The sequence below is a fragment of the Candidatus Eremiobacteraceae bacterium genome (genome assembly GCA_035295225.1).
Taxonomy (GTDB): domain Bacteria; phylum Vulcanimicrobiota; class Vulcanimicrobiia; order Eremiobacterales; family Eremiobacteraceae; genus JABCYQ01.
This window is the reverse complement of sequence record DATGJI010000024.1, coordinates 37,856-54,527: the sequence shown is the minus strand read 5'-3', so window position 1 is coordinate 54,527 and position 16,672 is coordinate 37,856. Positions and strand designations below refer to the sequence as shown.

The 16,672-nt window shown below is 62.9% G+C and carries 15 protein-coding genes; 4 read left to right on the top strand and 11 right to left on the bottom strand.

The features are described from left to right. Nucleotides 1-250: 250 nt before the first annotated feature. The 5 genes from VKT51_04130 to VKT51_04110 form a co-directional block, all read right to left on the bottom strand. On the bottom strand, nt 251-2,878 hold the full coding sequence (locus VKT51_04130; GenBank protein ID HLJ83352.1) for a zinc-dependent metalloprotease: 2,628 nt from the start codon (nt 2,876-2,878) through the stop codon (nt 251-253). A gap of 113 nt (nt 2,879-2,991) precedes the next feature. After that, nucleotides 2,992-3,450, bottom strand: a complete 459-nt coding sequence (locus VKT51_04125; protein ID HLJ83351.1) for a cupin domain-containing protein — start codon at nt 3,448-3,450, stop codon at nt 2,992-2,994. Further along, complete coding sequence (locus tag VKT51_04120; protein ID HLJ83350.1) at nt 3,447-4,508, bottom strand: zinc-binding dehydrogenase; 1,062 nt, start codon at nt 4,506-4,508, stop codon at nt 3,447-3,449. Before VKT51_04120 ends, VKT51_04125 begins: the two co-directional genes overlap by 4 nt. 32 nt (nt 4,509-4,540) lie before the next feature. Beyond that, nucleotides 4,541-5,599, bottom strand: a complete 1,059-nt coding sequence (locus tag VKT51_04115) for a zinc-binding dehydrogenase (protein ID HLJ83349.1) — start codon at nt 5,597-5,599, stop codon at nt 4,541-4,543. 126 nt (nt 5,600-5,725) lie between these two features. Next, the gene (locus VKT51_04110) at nt 5,726-7,165 is read right to left on the bottom strand and encodes a winged helix-turn-helix domain-containing protein (GenBank protein ID HLJ83348.1); all 1,440 of its coding nucleotides are present in this window, start codon (nt 7,163-7,165) and stop codon (nt 5,726-5,728) included. Nucleotides 7,166-7,217: 52 nt separating this feature from the next. Between VKT51_04110 and VKT51_04105 the strand changes: the two genes are divergently transcribed. Both VKT51_04105 and VKT51_04100 read left to right on the top strand, forming a co-directional pair. After that, nucleotides 7,218-7,895: a hypothetical protein gene (locus VKT51_04105; GenBank protein HLJ83347.1), complete on the top strand. Its 678-nt coding sequence runs from the start codon at nt 7,218-7,220 to the stop codon at nt 7,893-7,895. A gap of 140 nt (nt 7,896-8,035) precedes the next feature. Next, on the top strand, nt 8,036-8,461 hold the full coding sequence (locus VKT51_04100; protein ID HLJ83346.1) for a hypothetical protein: 426 nt from the start codon (nt 8,036-8,038) through the stop codon (nt 8,459-8,461). On the opposite strand, the gene VKT51_04095 is transcribed toward VKT51_04100, so the two are convergent. Beyond that, nucleotides 8,458-9,348, bottom strand: a complete 891-nt coding sequence (locus tag VKT51_04095) for an NAD(P)-dependent oxidoreductase (protein ID HLJ83345.1) — start codon at nt 9,346-9,348, stop codon at nt 8,458-8,460. The two genes, VKT51_04100 and VKT51_04095, sit on opposite strands and share 4 nt — an antisense overlap. A gap of 8 nt (nt 9,349-9,356) precedes the next feature. Next, nucleotides 9,357-10,775 (bottom strand): class II fumarate hydratase, encoded by a 1,419-nt coding sequence (locus tag VKT51_04090; protein ID HLJ83344.1) that lies wholly within the window; start codon nt 10,773-10,775, stop codon nt 9,357-9,359. 196 nt (nt 10,776-10,971) lie between these two features. Between VKT51_04090 and VKT51_04085 the strand changes: the two genes are divergently transcribed. Together VKT51_04085 and VKT51_04080 are read left to right on the top strand one after the other, a co-directional pair. Then, on the top strand, nt 10,972-13,296 hold the full coding sequence (locus tag VKT51_04085) for a TonB-dependent receptor (protein HLJ83343.1): 2,325 nt from the start codon (nt 10,972-10,974) through the stop codon (nt 13,294-13,296). 126 nt (nt 13,297-13,422) lie between these two features. Then, nucleotides 13,423-13,632 (top strand): hypothetical protein, encoded by a 210-nt coding sequence (locus tag VKT51_04080; protein HLJ83342.1) that lies wholly within the window; start codon nt 13,423-13,425, stop codon nt 13,630-13,632. A gap of 487 nt (nt 13,633-14,119) precedes the next feature. On the opposite strand, the gene VKT51_04075 is transcribed toward VKT51_04080, so the two are convergent. The 4 genes from VKT51_04075 to VKT51_04060 form a co-directional block, all read right to left on the bottom strand. Beyond that, complete coding sequence (locus VKT51_04075) at nt 14,120-14,683, bottom strand: hypothetical protein (protein ID HLJ83341.1); 564 nt, start codon at nt 14,681-14,683, stop codon at nt 14,120-14,122. Beyond that, nucleotides 14,680-15,570 (bottom strand): proline dehydrogenase family protein, encoded by an 891-nt coding sequence (locus VKT51_04070; GenBank protein ID HLJ83340.1) that lies wholly within the window; start codon nt 15,568-15,570, stop codon nt 14,680-14,682. The genes VKT51_04075 and VKT51_04070 overlap by 4 nt, the downstream gene beginning before the upstream one ends. A gap of 96 nt (nt 15,571-15,666) precedes the next feature. Then, entirely contained in the window at nt 15,667-16,185 is a 519-nt protein-coding gene (locus VKT51_04065) for a hypothetical protein (GenBank protein ID HLJ83339.1), read from the bottom strand. Nucleotides 16,186-16,191: 6 nt separating this feature from the next. Then, entirely contained in the window at nt 16,192-16,668 is a 477-nt protein-coding gene (locus tag VKT51_04060; protein ID HLJ83338.1) for a hypothetical protein, read from the bottom strand. Nucleotides 16,669-16,672: the final 4 nt, after the last annotated feature.

Here is a 16,672-nt window from a genome sequence, read left to right as displayed (position 1 = left end):
GGCGCAAAGGATTCCCGTCCGAAACACGAGTCCGGAGGGGCATTCAGAATCGTCCACACCGACAAGCAACTTCTGGAAAAGCTCGGAAGAAATGACCTGTGCCCATGCCTGTCGGGCCGCAAGTTCAAGCGCTGTTGTTTGCGGTCGGGTCGGTATGATGGCGCCGAACGCAACGACTTCTTTTAGGGATTGATCGATCGACGGTCGGCCTCGCTAGGCCGACCGTCCCTGTAGTTGTCGACCCCCGCGATCAGCCGGGGGCAGGCAGCGCGATCTGCGCGTTGAGCGTTCGATCGACCAGCACTTGCAAACTCGCGAGGTGCGCGGCAGTCATCGCGTCGTGGCCGCCGCGCGACCGCGCCGCATTCAGCTCTGACTGGAGATCCACGAGTTCGGCGCGCGCAAGGGACTGCGCGTCGTAGGGAGTTCCCGCACCGGGTGAGAGAACAAGCCCCGCGAGCAGATGCGCGTACCATTGCTGGACGCTGCGATGGATCTCGCTCGGTGCGCCGTTCGAACGCAGATCCCCGAATACGGACGCTTGCGTCCACGCGAAGAGATCGGCCAGGCTCATCGTGGAACCCGCCGGATATTTCAGCGACAGGTCGTCGAGCCGCTGCAGCATCGTCGGTTGGAACAACCGCGACAGTGTCGCCGCTTGCAGCGATTCCGCAAGCGTCGCGACCGGCACGTCGTGGCGCAGCGGAGGGTTGTACGCCCACAGCGGCTGGGGGAAGTCCGTCACCCATTCCGTGTAGACCATCTGCCGCAGCGTCTGTGCCGGGTACGAGAAAGCGTTCGCACCGAGAAGCCGGCGATCGAGCAGGTCAAACGCGCGGCGCGCATCCGAGCGTGAGACAGCGGTCAACGGCAGCGGCGCTCCGGGGTCGCCGATGTGCGCTCGCGAGACGTACTCGCCGGCGACGTAGTGGTTTGCAAACGAGACGCAGCGCGAGATGACGCGCCATGCCGCGCCAAATGCCTGTTGCTGCGCATCGTGCGTATCGCCGAGCGACGTGAAGCGCTTGGAGATCTTGCCGATGAGATCGTCGGCGATGGAGAGCTGTGCGCCGCACCAACCGACGTTGTCATTGGATAGATCGAACTGATTCACGCGCGGGTCGATCGCGTGGCCGTTGCCCCACTGGACGTCTTCATCCATCGCGAAGCGGTAGAACGGCTGCTGCCAGACTTGCGCCCATTGCGAGAGCGTCGGCACCTCTGCTTGCGGCGTCGCTGCGCCCGGGATCGCGGCGTAGCCCCAGTGGATCGCGTAGTAATCGTAAGGGCCGAGCACGGTCTGGAAGAGCGCCCCCTGCGACACGCCGCGCGGCCACAAGTTGACAGGCGTGTATTCCATGACCGAATTCACGATGCCGTAGCGCGACGTGAACGCTTTGCTCTGCAACTGCTTTGCGGAATACGCTTCTGACGCGATGAAGTTGTGCTGCAAGCCCCACTCGTGGCCGGACTCGTGGAGGACGATCGCTTTGAGACTGTCCTGCGCATACTTCAACAGCTGCGATTGCGAGAGCGGCGCGCCCATCGCCGCGAGGGCGTACATCCCAAACGCCGCCGAAGCGCGCGCTTCTTGCCCGTAGCGCAGCTCGTCGCTGAACGGCGCGCGTGGCGTGGCCGCGTCGATGGTCGGCGCGACGTAGTCCTGGATCGTCAGTCCCGAGAAGTGCACGAGGTCGGCATCGATCACGATCGATGTCTTCAGTATCTGACCGGTGCGGGGATCCCAGACCGTGCCGGCTTGGGCGTAGCCGCCGTTGTAGGCTTGCGTCAGCCAATGGACGACGTTCACGTTGATGTCGTCGGGATCCCACGACGGATCGGTGGGTTGGTTGCGCACTTGCACCGCTCCGCTGATGCCGATTTTTTCGAAGGCCTTGTTCCATGTCAGCAGCGCATCTTTGATCGGCTGGCGATATTCAAACGGGATCGTGTCCGACAAATAGTAGACCATCGGATGGATCGCCGGCGACAGCGCCTTGCTTGGATCGGACGGTCGGACGTCCCAGCGCAGGATGTAGCGCAACTGTCGCGCGCGCGCCAAGTTCGCCTCGTAGTCCAAGAGGATGTTCGGATAGTAGCCGACGCGGTCGTCTGCGATCCGCGGCATGTACGAACCCGCCGGCGGCGCCTTTGCGATGTTGTATTTCATCTTCAGCTGGAAATTGCGCGGGTCGATCATGTTGTCCACGGATGCGTCAGGCAAGTCTGTGGTCCACGTCTGAACCGCTTCAAGGATCACATTGTCGGGAAAATCCTTCGAGACTCCGAACAACGACTTGCCGCGGTCGAGATGATACTGGCTCTGTGGGTCCTGGCTGATGCCGCGGATGCCGTCCGTGATATCTGAGACATCGCCGAGGAACGGGGAAGCGTCGATGACGACATTGCCGGTAGCCGGGTCGGTCGCGGCGAGCGGTTCCACCGCCAGAACGGATGGCGGAAAGTTTTGCGAGATCGCAAGCGCAGACGGCGATCCGTCGGGCGCGACGAACGACGTGTTCGGGAACGTGATGACGACGTTGTTGTCTTGACGCGAAAAGCGCATGACGCGCGCCAGTTGGTAATATGGATTGCCCGGCGCGACGCCAAGACCGCCCATCCCCGTTTCCGGCGTGGACGTCTCGATGAAGTCGGTGTCGAGTTGATCCTTGGTCAACTCGAGATAGACTTTTCCATCTTTACGCCACAGCGTGAAGAGGCCGTTCTGCGGCGTCAGGCCGGCGACGAACTGCTGGTAGTCGCTCGGCGAAGCCGCCGGATTCGGACTTGCAGATCCGGCCGCTTGGACCGGCCCGGCCGCGGAGATCGCGACGATCAGCGACGATAAGGAAGCGATGCATGCCAAGAAACGCGTCATGATAGATGCTCCATCATAGTGGGCAGACATGAAGTCGGCGCCTGCATGTGGCTCGGCCGCTTCAGAATCCGAATAGCAACTAATTTATTGGGAGTTGTGGGGAGGCCTGCCTGCTACAGCTTATATCGCCCGCGTGTCGCATCATTACTATTCAAGAGGTCTAGATCGCGCGCGTTCGGCTGCTCGGGCCGATCGCGCTCACCGTCGACCACGCAGAGAAATCCGAGCGGCGCGTCGCCGTCGTTGACGAATTGATGCAGCGTCTGCGGCGGTACGTAGACGTGATCGTGCGATCCGAGCCCGTGGATCTCCGAACCAACAATCGCATAGCCCGAACCGCGCAGCACCGTCACGGAATGCACGTGCGCGTGCCGCTCGAGCCGCGTATACCCGCCGGGCGCGATCTCGAAGTAGCGGACTTCAAAGTTGCAAGGAACGCTTTCGCGCGACGTGATCGTGAAGCGCGTGACGCCGCGGTAGCCTTGATCCGGAAGATCCTCTCGCCCCGCACGGTAGCCTTCTGTCTCGATGCCGCGCCAGGAGAATGAGGCCGGATCAAACTCATGCTTCATCGCGCACCTGGATATACGACGACTTTGAGCGCTTCGCGCGCTTGCGCGACGAGCCGGTATGCATCGACGACGCCGTCTAAGGGGAAACGATGGGTGAAGAGCGGCGCGACGTCGAGTCCGCCGTTCAGAAGCGCCAGCGCTTCGCGCGTATCGTCCGGTCCGGCGGAGTAACTTGCGGTGATCGTGAGGTCTTTGAAGTAGACGTCATGTACCGGCAGCTCCCAGCGATCGCGTTCCGGCAGCGGGGTGAAAAGCACGATCGTACCGCCGCGCGCTGCGCAGCGCAACGCGCTCTCCATCGCATCTGTGGACCCCGGCCCGACGATCACGACGTCGGCGCCGTCTCCGCCGGTCTCCGATGCGACGAGTTCTTCGATCTTATCCGTCGAGACATCGAGCACGCGATCGGCGCCCATGCGCGTGGCGCATGCGAGACGCTCGGGCACGCGATCGGCCGCGAGCACAAACCCCGCGTTGCGATGGCGCATCAGCGCGATGTGCAGTAGACCCATGACGCCGAGGCCGATGACTAACACGCGATCGCGCGCGCGCATGCGCGAACGGCGCACCGACTTGACGACGGTCGCAAGCGGTTCGATCAATGTTGCGGCGTCGTCACCGAGCGCATCGGGCAGGCGCAGCACGTCGGCGCGCACGTTTGCTTCGGGCACGACCGCAAAGGTCGCCATGCCTCCCGGCACGAGGTGGGTCGAACGCCACGTCGCGCACTGGACGTGGTCGCCGCGTAGGCAGGATCGGCACGTCATGCACGGTGCGTGATGGTGGATGAAGACACGTTCGCCGACCGCGAACGGCTTTGCGCCGTTGGAGCCTGGCGCAGCACCGTCACCACAGCGTTCGATGACTCCGACCGGTTCGTGCCCGAGCACGAACGGTGCTTTGCGCGCGACGTACCACGCGAGCACCTCGCCCGGGCAAATGCCGCACGCGGTGATGCGCACGACGAGTTCGCCCTTGGCGGGCGCGTCGAGCGCTAGATCCTTTAGCGTTATGCTGCCATCGCGGTCGTAGACCGCCGCGCGTGTCGTCGTCGGCATATCGGAATCTCGGCGTTTCGCGCTTGCACGCCTCAAATCCACCCGACGCGCGCGGGCTCTGGGACTAAAGCATACTTGAAGCCTTCGCGCTTATCGAGCCGCTCAAACACGCTCGGCAACGCGCTCATCGGCTCGATGCCGCTCACGAGCGGTTTCACGTTTGCCGCGCCTCCCGCGAGCAGGTCCCGCGCTTCGCGAACGTCGTCCGGCGAGAAATGGAAGGTGCCGAGGAGGGTTAGTTCGTCGTAATGGATGCGGCCCGCGTCCAAGGCTACGCGCTCGCCCGCCGGCAGTCCGCCGAACAGAAGAACGCGCCCGCCAGGTGCGACGAGTCGAACCGCGGTGTTCCAGCTCTCGGCCGTTCCGCCGCATTCGATCACCGCATCGAAACGCGCCGCGTTTATGGCGCGGTCCGCAGGATCGTCCTCGACCTTCACCGCGTCGAGGACCTCGTCGGCGCCGAGCCGCATGGCAAGGTCGAGTCGATCTGCGCCGCGCGCTATGACGGTCGCATGCACACCGGCTTGCACCGCGTTGAGCAGGTGGAGCAATCCGATCGTGCCTGCGCCGACGATCGCCACGTCGTGCGGAAGCGGCTCTCGTGCGTTCGCGCGGCGGAGAACCGACCAGCCATGCACGACGCAGGCTAATGGCTCCAAGAACGCGGCCTCCATGTACGAGAGGTGCGCGGGTTTTCGATAGAGATTGCGCCGCACGATTTTGTCGGGCAGCAGTAAGTGCGTGCCGTATGCGCCGAGCGCGATGTCGTCGAAGAGCTTTTCGCAAAGATTTTCTTTGGCGGCGCGGCATGCCTCGCAGCCGCCGCAGGGTGCGGTCTGCACCCACATGACGGGATCTCCAGGAGAGAACGATGTCACGCCCTCGCCGATCGCGATCACGTCACCGGAAGCTTCGTGCCCGAAAGGCCCGAATTGCAGCTTTGGATGTCCGCGCCGAAACGTTTTGAGGTCGGTGCCGCACGTCAGCGCCGCGCGAATCCGTACGAGCACCTCGCCCGGTCCTGGATTCGGCAGAGGTTTGTCGCGCCAGCTGATCGTGCGCGGTCCGTCAAGCGTGGCGTAGGTCATCATGTCGACAATCTTTCGGCGCCGGGCCAAGTATCGCTTGCCCGCGTCGTTCCGTAGCCGGGCAAACACCGCTTGCCCTAGGCGAAACCAATCCAGGGCCGACTGAAAGTCGGCCCCTTCAGACGAGGCTTAGCCGTGGAGCCATTTCGAGAACCGCGGATCTTGTCGCGCGCGATCAAGGCGCGGGTCCATTTCGAGAACGGTGCGATCGATCTGCGATAGGCGCGAGAGCCAAGCGAACGTCTCGTCTAACCGGCCGTTTGCGAGATACGCGACGGCGGTTAGCAAAGGCCGCTGCTTATAGCGCTCGCTGAGCCGCTCGACCGTACGGAGCTCGCGAGCTGCGTCGACACGATCACCCATCGTCGCGTAGACGTGGGCGCGCGTGGCGCTCGCGGCGATGTCATCCGTCGGTCCGGGAGCCAGATCCGCAACTGCGGCGATCGCGGGCTTGAATCGGCCTGCGCCCTCATCGGCTGCGGCGAGCAGCAGGCGGCCTGCATTTTCGGTCCACGGGTCGGCGATTGCGAGCTTGGCGAAAGCGATCGCGTTGTCGAAGTCGCGGCTGAAATAGTAGTCCCACGCCAACAGATAGTCCAGGCTCGGAAGCGACGAATCAAGCCGCGTCGCGTGCGACAGCTGCTCGCGCGCCGCCGATAATCTTCCTTGCCAGAGCAGCACACTGCCGTACCATATGTAAGACGGCGCGCTCTGCGGATCGAGATGTTCGGCGCGCCGTAGATCGCGCGTCGCGGCCGCAAAGGCGCCATCGATGTCGAATTCAACGAATCCCTTTGCCGCGAGTGCAGCGGCGGAATCGCGATGATTTGCGAGCACGTGATATGCAAGCCAGTCAGCATGCGCGCTATCGGCGACGGCCGAGGGCGAATCTCCCTCACTGTCCGCGAGCGAAGCATAGGTCATCGCCTCGCCGGCGGCACCGCGCGGATCCGAAGGCTGCAAGTCCGCTGCTTGCTTGAACGAGCGCAGCGCAGTGCGGAATCCTTCGTCAGTGCCTTCGCGATAGTACAACCAGCCTGTCCAGTAGGCTTGGCTGGCAGCGAGCGCCGGCGGGGCCGTCGTCACCGGGGCGCGCACGCCGACGGTGCTCGCAAAGACGATGAGCGCGGCCCCGCACCCCGCGCACGCGGTCGCTGCTGCGAGTAAAGCGTTCGCAACGAGCAAAGACCGTCTTCTCCCCCTACGATCGGGAGCCGCGCGCCTGACGCGTCCGGCGAACCGGTAGCCGCGGCGCGGGAGCGTCTCGATGAGCGATTCGCCGGCGGTCGCCTCGAATTGGCGCCGCAGCGTATAGATGTTCTGCGAAAGATTCGCGTCCTCTATCGCGGCGCCGCCCCACACGGTCTCGAGAAGTTCTTCCTTAGATACAACCCGTCCGGCGCGCTCGAGCAGCGCGAGCAGCGTCTGCGCGACCTTTGGCGCGAGCGGAACAGCAGCATCCCGAAAATACAGGATCATGTCGTCGGTGCGCATGCGATAGGGGCCAAACGAATATTCAAGCGCGCCGAGGCGCGCACCGTTCGGAGAATTCGAGCCGTCTTGAGACATCCTTGAGCAATCGTTTGAGACTTTTCAACAGCGAACCTGGCATGATCGGCGTATGAAATGGATGCTCGGACTCGTGGGCTTAGTGACGCTTCTCGCGGCGTGCGGCGGAGGGGGTGGCGGAGGCGGCGGACTTCCGGGTCCGCGGCCATCGCCTTCGCCCACGATCATGCAGTTCTACCAACCGCTGGCCGTCGGCGATGCGTGGACCTACAAGTGCTACCTCGGCACACCGGCGCCGGGCGCATCGAGTTTTCCAAAGACGAACCGAGTCATCGGCAGCGTTACTGTCAACGGGACGCTCACATACGAATATCAGGAACAAATCCCATCCTCGCCGACGCAGAGCACGGACGAAATTCAGCTGCTCGCCAACGATGCCGCCGGCGACACGTTGCTCTACGGCTACATGGCGACTGCCGGTTCGTCGCCGCAGCCGCTTGCGTCGCCCGTCGTCATACAAGCCGCAAGCCCGGGGCCGGCCGGAAAATTCTACGACTACCCGGCAGAGAACGGCGGAACCATTAGTCGCTTCTATTGGGGCACTGGTCCGACAAACCCGACGACGTTCGGCGTCTATCAGGTGAATGAATTCTTTGAAGGCTCGCACATGATCGGCACGTCCACGGATGGATACGGTTACGCGTACGGCCAAGGCGTCATGGAGGAAGACCACAATTTCAACACGCCGAACCGGATCGATTGCGTGATATCGGCGACGCCGCCGCCGTAAGGCACCGTTCAACGCAAGCGCCACGCTTCTGAAGGGACCGACCACGCTTCTGAAGGGGCCGACGCGAGTCGGCCCCTAGGCTTCGCCGCTCGTTCCGACCAATGTTCCCGGCCGAAACACATCGACGGCATCACGAAAGGATGATCGCCATGCTACTCGCACTTGCTGCAGCCGCGACAAGCCTTTTCGCGCAAGCGTTCGCCGGATCGTGGACCTGTACCGGTGGATATCATTGGCACATCGCGCCTGCGCCGGGCGTCGGCTGGACGACCGTGCAATGGGGACCGCGTTCCGCCGACGGCGGCACGGCGTATGTCGGCTACGTGCCCAAGCTCAAAGAGTGGATATACTACGACTTTCACGGCGACGGCACGTTCGCCACGAACACATCACCGGGACCCGCGTCAAACGGATGGACTTGGACGGGAACCTTCTATCAGCCTGAAGCAGCCTCGCACGGAACCGTCCTGTGGCGCCGCTCCACGCCGACGCGTATCGATCGCGTGTTCAACTACACGGTGAATGGGAAGCCGCAGAGCGCGCACGACTCGTGCGAAAAATATTAATCGGTGATATTGACGCCGGCGGCGCGTTCGTACGGCACAGCGACCGCGCTATAATCGTCGGCGCCAAGGCCGTCCCTCGCCGCCTCGCCGTAGCGCTGAGCGGCACACGTGGAAAGGACCATCGATAGGCCCATCGTTTCTGCCGCTTTCAGCGCGGCATTGAGATCCTTACGCAAGAGATCGAGCGCGAATCCGCCCTTGTGCGATCCCGCAAACCAGGTCTGCGGCAGCCACTTCTCCAGGATGTAGTTCGAACCGGTCGCGGAGCCGATCACGCGGCGCACGAGGTCGATATCGGCGCCCGCCTTTTTTGCGAAGAGCATCCCTTCGATGTTCGCGATCATGACGGATGAGATGATGATCTGATTCACGAGTTTGACCGTCTCGCCCATACCCGGGGGACCGACGCGCGTGGGGGTGCCGAGCAAGCGGAGGATCGGCTCGCAGGCAGCGTACGATTCCGGTTCGCCGCCGGCCATGATCGCAAGCGTGCCGTCGGCCGCTCGCGCCGGGCCGCCGGAGACCGGCGCGTCGATCATGGCGACGCCGCGCTCCGCGAGACGCTTGTGAAAGTCGCGCGACGCTACGGGAGATATGGTCGACATGTCGATGACGTAGGAGCCGCGCCGCAATGACGGCGCCGCGCCGCGCGAGCCGAAAAGCGCCTCTTCGACTTGCGGCGAGTCCGGCAGCGCCATGATCAGCACGTCGCAGCCGTCGGCGACGGCGGCGGGATCTGACGCTTCCACGGCGCCCGCTGCGATGAGGCGATCGACTCGCTCGCGGCGGCGGTGAGCACAGATGCGCAGCGTCATGCCGGCGCGCAACAGCGTGGCGCCGATCGGTTCGCCCATCGCGCCGACGCCGACCAGGCCGATCGTTTTCATGGCGGCGTTTATCCGCCTCCGGCGCCGACGCGATCCGCGCTCGGTTCGCACATCAGCGCCGGGTTGAGGATCGAGTCGAGCTCGGCGTCGGACAGCTTCGTCTTCTCGCGCGCTACTTCGCGGATCGTCTTACCGGTCTTGGCAGCGACTTTGGCGATATCGGCGGCCGCGTCGTATCCGATGATGGGTGCGAGCGATGTGCAGATCGCAAGTCCGCGCTCGACCATCTGCGGGCCCTTGTCGGTCGCTTTGAGACCGTCCACGCATTGCTTGGCGAAGTTCGTACAGGCGTGCGCGAGCAGCGAGATCGACTGAAGCAGATCATAGCCGACGATCGGCATCGTGAGATTGATCTCGAAGTTGCCGCTCTGTCCGCCGACCGTGATGGCTGCGTCGTTCCCGATCACCTGCACGCAGACCATCAGCACGCTCTCGCAGATCACGGGATTGACTTTGCCCGGCATGATGGACGAACCGGGCTGAACGGCTGGCAATTCCAACTCACCGATGCCGGCGCGCGGACCGGATCCGAGCCAGCGGATGTCGTTGGCGATCTTCGTCAGCGATACCGCGATCGTCTTGAGCGCGCCGCTCGCCGCAACGCAATTGTCCAAGCTCGATTGCGCTTGAAAATGGTTCGACGTCTCGCGGATGGGAAGGCCGGTCATTTCCGCCAGCTTCGCGCACGTCCGCTTGGCGAACTCGGGATGTGTGTTGATGCCGGTGCCCACCGCAGTGCCGCCGAGCGCGACCTCGCATAGTTCGTCGAGCGCGTGATTCGCGCGTTTGCGAGCGCGTTCTATCTGACCCGCGTAGCCGAGGAATTCCTGACCAAGGCGGATCGGCGTCGCGTCTTGCAAGTGCGTGCGGCCGGTCTTGACGATCTGCCAGAACTCCTGGCTCTTCTTCTCAAGCGAGGATTGCAGCGTGTGCAGCGCCGGCAGCAGATCTTCTTTGATGGCGCTGGCGGCGGCGACGTGCGTCGCGGTCGGAATCACGTCGTTGGAGCTCTGGCCGAAATTGACGTGGTCGTTCTGGTGCACTTTCTTGTCGGTGCGCTTGTGGCCGGCGACCACGTGGGCGATCACTTCATTCGCATTCATGTTGGTGGACGTTCCCGAGCCGGTTTGGAAGATGTCCACTACGAAGTGCGCGTCGTGCTTACCGTCGACGACTTCTTGCGCGGCCTCTACGACGGCGCGGGCGACGCCCTCGTCGATCAACCCCAGTTCGCCGTTGGTCTGCGCCGCCGCGAGTTTGATCTGACCCAGTGCTTTGATAAAGCGCCGCGGATAGCGAAGGTCGCTGATCGGAAAATTGAGCACGGCGCGCTGTGTGCTCGCGCCGTACAATGCGTGCGCGGGGACCTGCATCTCGCCCATCGAGTCGCGTTCAGCCCGCGTTGCGCTGTCCGATCTGTCGTTCATGGCTCTCCTGCATTCTAGTCTAGATGTGGGCCGCCATTGCATGCGGCGGGTGCCGTACATCGCCAACTACGCATGCTTGAAAACCCGGTCCTGTGAAGAGTTTGACGATAGTCGGAGGATGACGGAAAACGTCCCAATCCGATTGGGAAACGCGCGGCAGGCGCGCCGACGGAGCTGGGATAAATGAGTATATACCTTGAGAATATTCGCGACTCTTAAAATTACCGTTGCAGCCATCCTTGCCGGGCTGCTGTTAACGCCTGCGCTAGCGGCTTCGACCGGGTCTGTTCAAGGAAACGTCATCGATGCTTCCGGTCAGCCGATCGCTGCGGCCCGGATCGAATTTGCGGCGGGTCCTACGCGTAACTCCGTCATCTCCGGCGCCGACGGTTCGTTCAAGCTCGACCTCCCGGCCCAGACATACGTCGTGACCGCGCAAGCGCGAGGCTTCGCGCCCCTGGCTCCGCGGACGATCTCCGTCACCGAGGGCCACACGGCGGCGATCGTCCTTCAGTTAGCGCGCGCGACCACAGGCAGCATTTCGACGCTCGATCGTGTCACGGTCAACGGCCGTCAGGTGCTATCCACCTCCTCCGCACCGTCGGCGAACCTCGATCCCCAAGACCTAGCCGGGCGCGGCGTCGAGAATCTTGCCGATGCGCTCAGCCAACAGATCGCTGTCACGATGACGCGTCCTGCAGGCGGCGCGCCGGGCTTGCCGCAGACAGCCAGCTTGCGCGGCCCGGACCCCTCGGAAACGCTCATCGACATCGACGGCCACGTGGTGAACAACGCCAACACCGGTGACTTCGACCTCGAGTTGCTAGACCCGGCGCAATTCTCTGCGGTGCAGGTCGTCTATGGCGTGGGACCGGCCTCGCTGGACGGGGCGAACACACAAGGCGGCACGATCAACTTCCGCACGCTCGACCCGACGCCGCAAGACCATGGCTTGCTGCGGTTCTCGCTCGGTACTTTCGACACATCCGGTTACACGCTTCAGGCGACCGGTACGACCGGCGATCGTCTCGGCTACGCGCTTTCATTCCATCGCTACAGCACGAACGGCGCGGTCACCGGCTACGACGCGCTCTATGAGCCGAACCCGCAAGCGTCGCCGCCTACGGTCGCATCGACCACGCTCGGCAGCACGATCGATGCGACATCATCGTTATTGAAGCTGCGCTATTCGCTCGGCATCGGCGACGGATTCGTAGAAGCCACCTATCGCAACACGACTGCGTATCGCGACCTTTCCGCGCCGCTCAGCTTCCCGAACGATCCGAACAGCGTCGGACCAAGCTCGATATTCACCGCGTATCCCGGAGCTGCGGACCTGACGAATTCGCCGGCATACGGTTTAGATGTGCAGCTGCCGATCGGTGAGTCGAGCACGACGGGAACCGCGCCCGGCACCTTGATCATGCGACACCTCACGAACGTGACCGATCAGACGGTTCCCGGCGTGCCGGTCACGCTGGCGAATCCATATCTGTTCGACGACCGCGACGTCGTGAGCGATGACTCGATCCAGTACGACCGTTATCTCGCGAACGGCACGTGGACGCTGCTCACGGATATTCGGCACGAGACTCTCTCGCTGCCGCCCGGTGCGCCATTCTCACCCGGCATCTTGTCGACGCAGCAGACGCAGCGGTCCTTTGCAGGATTGTATCAGTGGGATTCGACGCCGCAGCTGCATTACACCGCAGCGGTGTACGCGAGCCGATACGACACGTTCGGCTCCAGCATCGACCCGCGGCTCGCGATGGTCTGGACGCCAAGCGCCGACAATGTCTTCCGGGCTTCGTTCGGCACGGGTTTCCGCGCGCCGCTCATGACCGAACGGGCGATCAACCCGACCCTCACCGCCGAACATACGAGCGAATTCGAAGTCGGCTACGAACATCGTTTCGGCGGCGACGAACTCGCGCCGCGGATCGAGATCGACGCCTACAGCACGGCGCTGCGCGACCCGATCTTCTTCGTGCCGAGTTCGAATCCGGGCGGCGGTCAGTTCGGCTTCATCGAGAACTTGGCGAACGTCCGCTACCAAGGCGTCGAGCTTCGCGCGGACAAGCAGCTTTCACGCTATAGCGCGCTGCACGCCGAGTATGGGATCGACATCGCCTATCCGCTCAACGATCCGGCAGCGTTCGACCCTTCGGCGCCAAACGTCGTCTCGGGTCAGCAATTCCAAGGCATACCACCGCACAAAGGCTTGCTGTCGCTCGACGGTCACGGTTCGACCGGGTTCGGCTATGCGATCGGCGCGGGGTACGAAAGTGCCAACAACGAGTTGAACCGGCCGTCATACTGGCTGTTCAACGGCAGCGTGTACAAGCAGATGCAGCAGACGACGCTCACACTCGGCGTGCAGAACTTGACGAATCAGTTCGCGGACAAGTTCACGTTGTTCGGCGCCGGCGTCGCATATCCAACGCCGACCGGACCGTCGCCGACGAACGCGTACTCACTGCCCGGCCGCGCGCTGACGTTCACGGTGACCCAGCACCTCTAAGTTCCTGAAGAGACCGACTTATCACTTGCAGGGGGCCGAGGCCAGTCGGCTCCCTTTTAACGCGACTTTCATCGCTTGGGAAACAATAGGGCGTTGTGCCAGCGTTTCAACAGCGAGGAGTACGCGATGTCGGGACGTTTTATCAGCACTCTGAAGTTGGCCGCCGGCCTCACCGCGGTCTTGATCCACATGGCCGCCTTGAACACGCCGCCTTCGTTTGCCGCGGCCGCCAGCATCATTTCGCAGTCCTACACGCAGGCCGAAGCCGCTTTTCGCCGCGTCGATCGATTCGCGGAAACGCAGCGCCTCTTCGGCGAAGCGCACCGCGCATCGTAACCGGCCATCGGTCACCTCATCGCGAGGTGGGCTCTCCGATCCGTCAATGCCCAGAGCACCAAGCAGCTGAAGCCAAGTGATATCAATAGAATAATCGACTGGGGGTAGAAAAGATGATCGCCCCCTGACGCTGCCACGATTCCAGCGACCTGCATCCCGCAATTGCTGCCGACACCCAACGCGGCGATTGATCGCCAGCATCGACGTCGGAAGAGAATGCCTGCGCCGACGATCGGGTCTATTAGGCCGCTGAGGATGTCAGTCGCCGCCCCGAAACCAGATGGGTTCAATCCGACGTTGGCTGCGTGTGTTTGAATCAGACTTGTCGCAAGCGAAAAGACGCCTTGAACTATGAACAACCACGCTACGATGCGTAGAGTCAACGGCATCTTGCCGTCGAACAGCCGCTTTCGCATGCGACGTATGTAAGCCGAGGAAAGAACACTTGCCTTCCAAGGCAGATCTACGATTATGGCCGTATCGAAGATTAGGGGCGGCGGCGAAACGTGACTATCTCGGTCCCCATCGGCGGTCGAATCGAGATGTCGCCGAGGATCTCAAGCGATCCCTCCAGTGCCGGGGCATCCGGTCCGGCGGACGCCGCGATCTCTTCGTAGTACACGCCGAAATGCGGCACGGAGTTCTGCTCGAGAAACTGCATCGCGCTCACGTCATAGTCGCGATCCTCGGCGCCCCCGGCGTCGAGCGGCTGCCCATCCACATAGCGGGTGAACGACCACGCCTTCTGCGCGTCGCTGTACGTGAAGTGCAGCGTTTCAGTCTGGAGTATCTCGCTCAAGCCCTCGGCCACTCCGCCGTCGTCGAGCGAATGGCCGTCCTCGAGCACGGATATCCAATCGTCTTCTTCCGGCAGCACGGCGAAACTGCGAACGATTTTCTCCACCGTCACGTCGTCCGGCGTCGGTTCCAAGCCGCGCTCCTGTGTCCGCGCCCGATCCGATTCGTCCATCAATTGTTCCAGCGCCCCGATCACGCGTCGAATGGATGACGAGCGCACGAACACTGCGCCAAAGTGCATACCGACGATCATCGGCTGAACAGACTGCGTACCACGAAATACACGTTTTCCTTACGTTCCGCGAGTCGCCGATAGAAGTATCCGGCCCAATGCGTCCCAAACGGCACGTACACGCGCAGCCGATATTTGAGGCCGACGATTTCGCGCTGCCGTTCCGGTCTTATCCCGTAGAGCATTTGGAACTCGAACCGATCCGGGCCGATGCCCTTGCGTTCGACAAACGCGCGCACCGCTTCGATCAGATTGTCGTCGTGCGTGGCGATCCCGTGATAGACACCGGAAGTCAGCAGCGCTTCCGCGAGACGCATATAGTTGCGCCGGATCGCCGGCATGTCTTGAAAGGCGACATCCGGCCGCTCAGCATATGCCCCTTTGCAGAGCCGCACGCGGGTACCGTCGGCGATCAACTTCTGCACGTCGTCCTGCGCGCGATGCAGATACGCCTGCACGACCGCCCCGACTTGCTCGTACGCCGCCCGGGCGCGGGCGAGAATGCGGTAGGTCGAATTGACCGTCTTCGAACCTTCCATGTCCAGCCGCACGAACATGTTCGCGGCTTTGGCACGCTCGAGGATCGGGAATAGATTGCGGACAGCGGTATCGTCCGATATCGCCTGGCCGATCGCGCTCAACTTGACGGAAACATTTGCGTCCGCGCGAGCCGCGACGATCGCGTCGATCATGCGCACGTACGTGTCGGCCGTCAATGCCGCCGCGCCTTCGTCGTGGACGTCCTCGCCGAGAAAGTCCAGGGTCGCGCTGAGCCCCGCCGCGTTCAGCGTGCGAACCGCATCGATCGCCGTCTCGACCGTCTCGCCCGCGACAAAACGGCGAGCCAAAAAAAACAGCCGCCGCTGCAAACCCGGCCGAGCGGATAGGAAATCTCCGAAATTGGCCATGCCGTCAATCGCTACGCCGCGGAGGCGCCGATATCCTGAAACTATGGGCCCCGCCTCGATGCTCTCGGTCATGGTGCTCGCGCACCGCGCCGTGCGTTACATCTTCACGTAGGGGTGCCCGGTGCCGTCCGTCAGTTCTGCCGCAGTGGTCCAGACATCTTTACCGCGCATCGGGCCGCTGGAGACGCTGATTCGGACCTCCAGATCGAGACGATCCTTGTAATGGTAAGGTTGAATCGACTCGACGGTGCCGCGCGTGCCGTTTGGAAATGTGATGACGTGGTCGGAGATCGTGTTGAGCTCGTTGTCGAGCGACGTGCCCTGCACCGCGAATTCTGCTGCGTCGACCGTCACCGATAGATACCGCTCGAGCCAGAATTGACTGAAATACGCCCAAGCCGTGCGCTGGCCGCCGACGGTGCCGTCGAAGACGACGGTGTTGCCCGGAACCGGCACACGACCATACGGACTAGCCGGCGTCGCTTGGGGCGACGGAGACGTGTCGGCTCGGCTTTGCACGGCCGGCATCGCAATAAGCAGCGTAGCGACGGCGGCGGCTCCGAACACCGCGCCGATTCGCCCGGCGTTCTTAGCCGCGCTCGAGGTTCTATGCATGCACTTTCAGACTCCGCAGATGGTCGTCAATGAGTCTCGCGCTGCTGGGTCGGAATCCTGTGTCGCTAAGCGAGCATACGTCACGATGTAGGCAGCTCCATTTTCCACGGTCTCGATCTGCTCGATGATCATCGGACCGATATCGGAGTTCAAGCCGTACGAGACGTACTTAGCCGGATGGTCGCCACACACGGTTGTGTCTTGGTTCACCGCTATGGTGCCGCCCGGAAACTTCTCTCTGAGCTGGCCGATCGCGATCGCATGGAAATCTGCGAGCGACCCGTCGAACTTGTGACCGAGGACGCTGACGTTTTGCTTGTATGCGTCGCTCCCCGGCTTGATCCACTTCCCGATGAAACCGGCCGGCGGGGCCGCGAAGACCCAGCCTTTGGGGGGCAAGAACGGGGCTTGATGCGACGCCGCCGGCGCCGCGAGCGCGATCGTGAAGCAGAGCGCGATCGCCGAACGTCTGAACATCTCCATCGTC

Coding starts and splice junctions, on each gene's coding strand:
- VKT51_04060 (HLJ83338.1), bottom strand. CDS start 16,668: ATGGAGATGTTCAGACGTTCGGCGATCGCGCTCTGCTTCACGATCGCG.
- VKT51_04100 (HLJ83346.1), top strand. CDS start 8,036: ATGATCGCCATGCTACTCGCACTTGCTGCAGCCGCGACAAGCCTTTTC.
- VKT51_04080 (HLJ83342.1), top strand. CDS start 13,423: ATGTCGGGACGTTTTATCAGCACTCTGAAGTTGGCCGCCGGCCTCACC.
- VKT51_04095 (HLJ83345.1), bottom strand. CDS start 9,348: ATGAAAACGATCGGCCTGGTCGGCGTCGGCGCGATGGGCGAACCGATC.
- VKT51_04120 (HLJ83350.1), bottom strand. CDS start 4,508: ATGCCGACGACGACACGCGCGGCGGTCTACGACCGCGATGGCAGCATA.
- VKT51_04075 (HLJ83341.1), bottom strand. CDS start 14,683: ATGATCGTCGGTATGCACTTTGGCGCAGTGTTCGTGCGCTCGTCATCC.
- VKT51_04070 (HLJ83340.1), bottom strand. CDS start 15,570: ATGGCCAATTTCGGAGATTTCCTATCCGCTCGGCCGGGTTTGCAGCGG.
- VKT51_04125 (HLJ83351.1), bottom strand. CDS start 3,450: ATGAAGCATGAGTTTGATCCGGCCTCATTCTCCTGGCGCGGCATCGAG.
- VKT51_04115 (HLJ83349.1), bottom strand. CDS start 5,599: ATGATGACCTACGCCACGCTTGACGGACCGCGCACGATCAGCTGGCGC.
- VKT51_04130 (HLJ83352.1), bottom strand. CDS start 2,878: ATGACGCGTTTCTTGGCATGCATCGCTTCCTTATCGTCGCTGATCGTC.
- VKT51_04090 (HLJ83344.1), bottom strand. CDS start 10,775: ATGAACGACAGATCGGACAGCGCAACGCGGGCTGAACGCGACTCGATG.
- VKT51_04065 (HLJ83339.1), bottom strand. CDS start 16,185: ATGCATAGAACCTCGAGCGCGGCTAAGAACGCCGGGCGAATCGGCGCG.
- VKT51_04110 (HLJ83348.1), bottom strand. CDS start 7,165: ATGTCTCAAGACGGCTCGAATTCTCCGAACGGTGCGCGCCTCGGCGCG.
- VKT51_04105 (HLJ83347.1), top strand. CDS start 7,218: ATGAAATGGATGCTCGGACTCGTGGGCTTAGTGACGCTTCTCGCGGCG.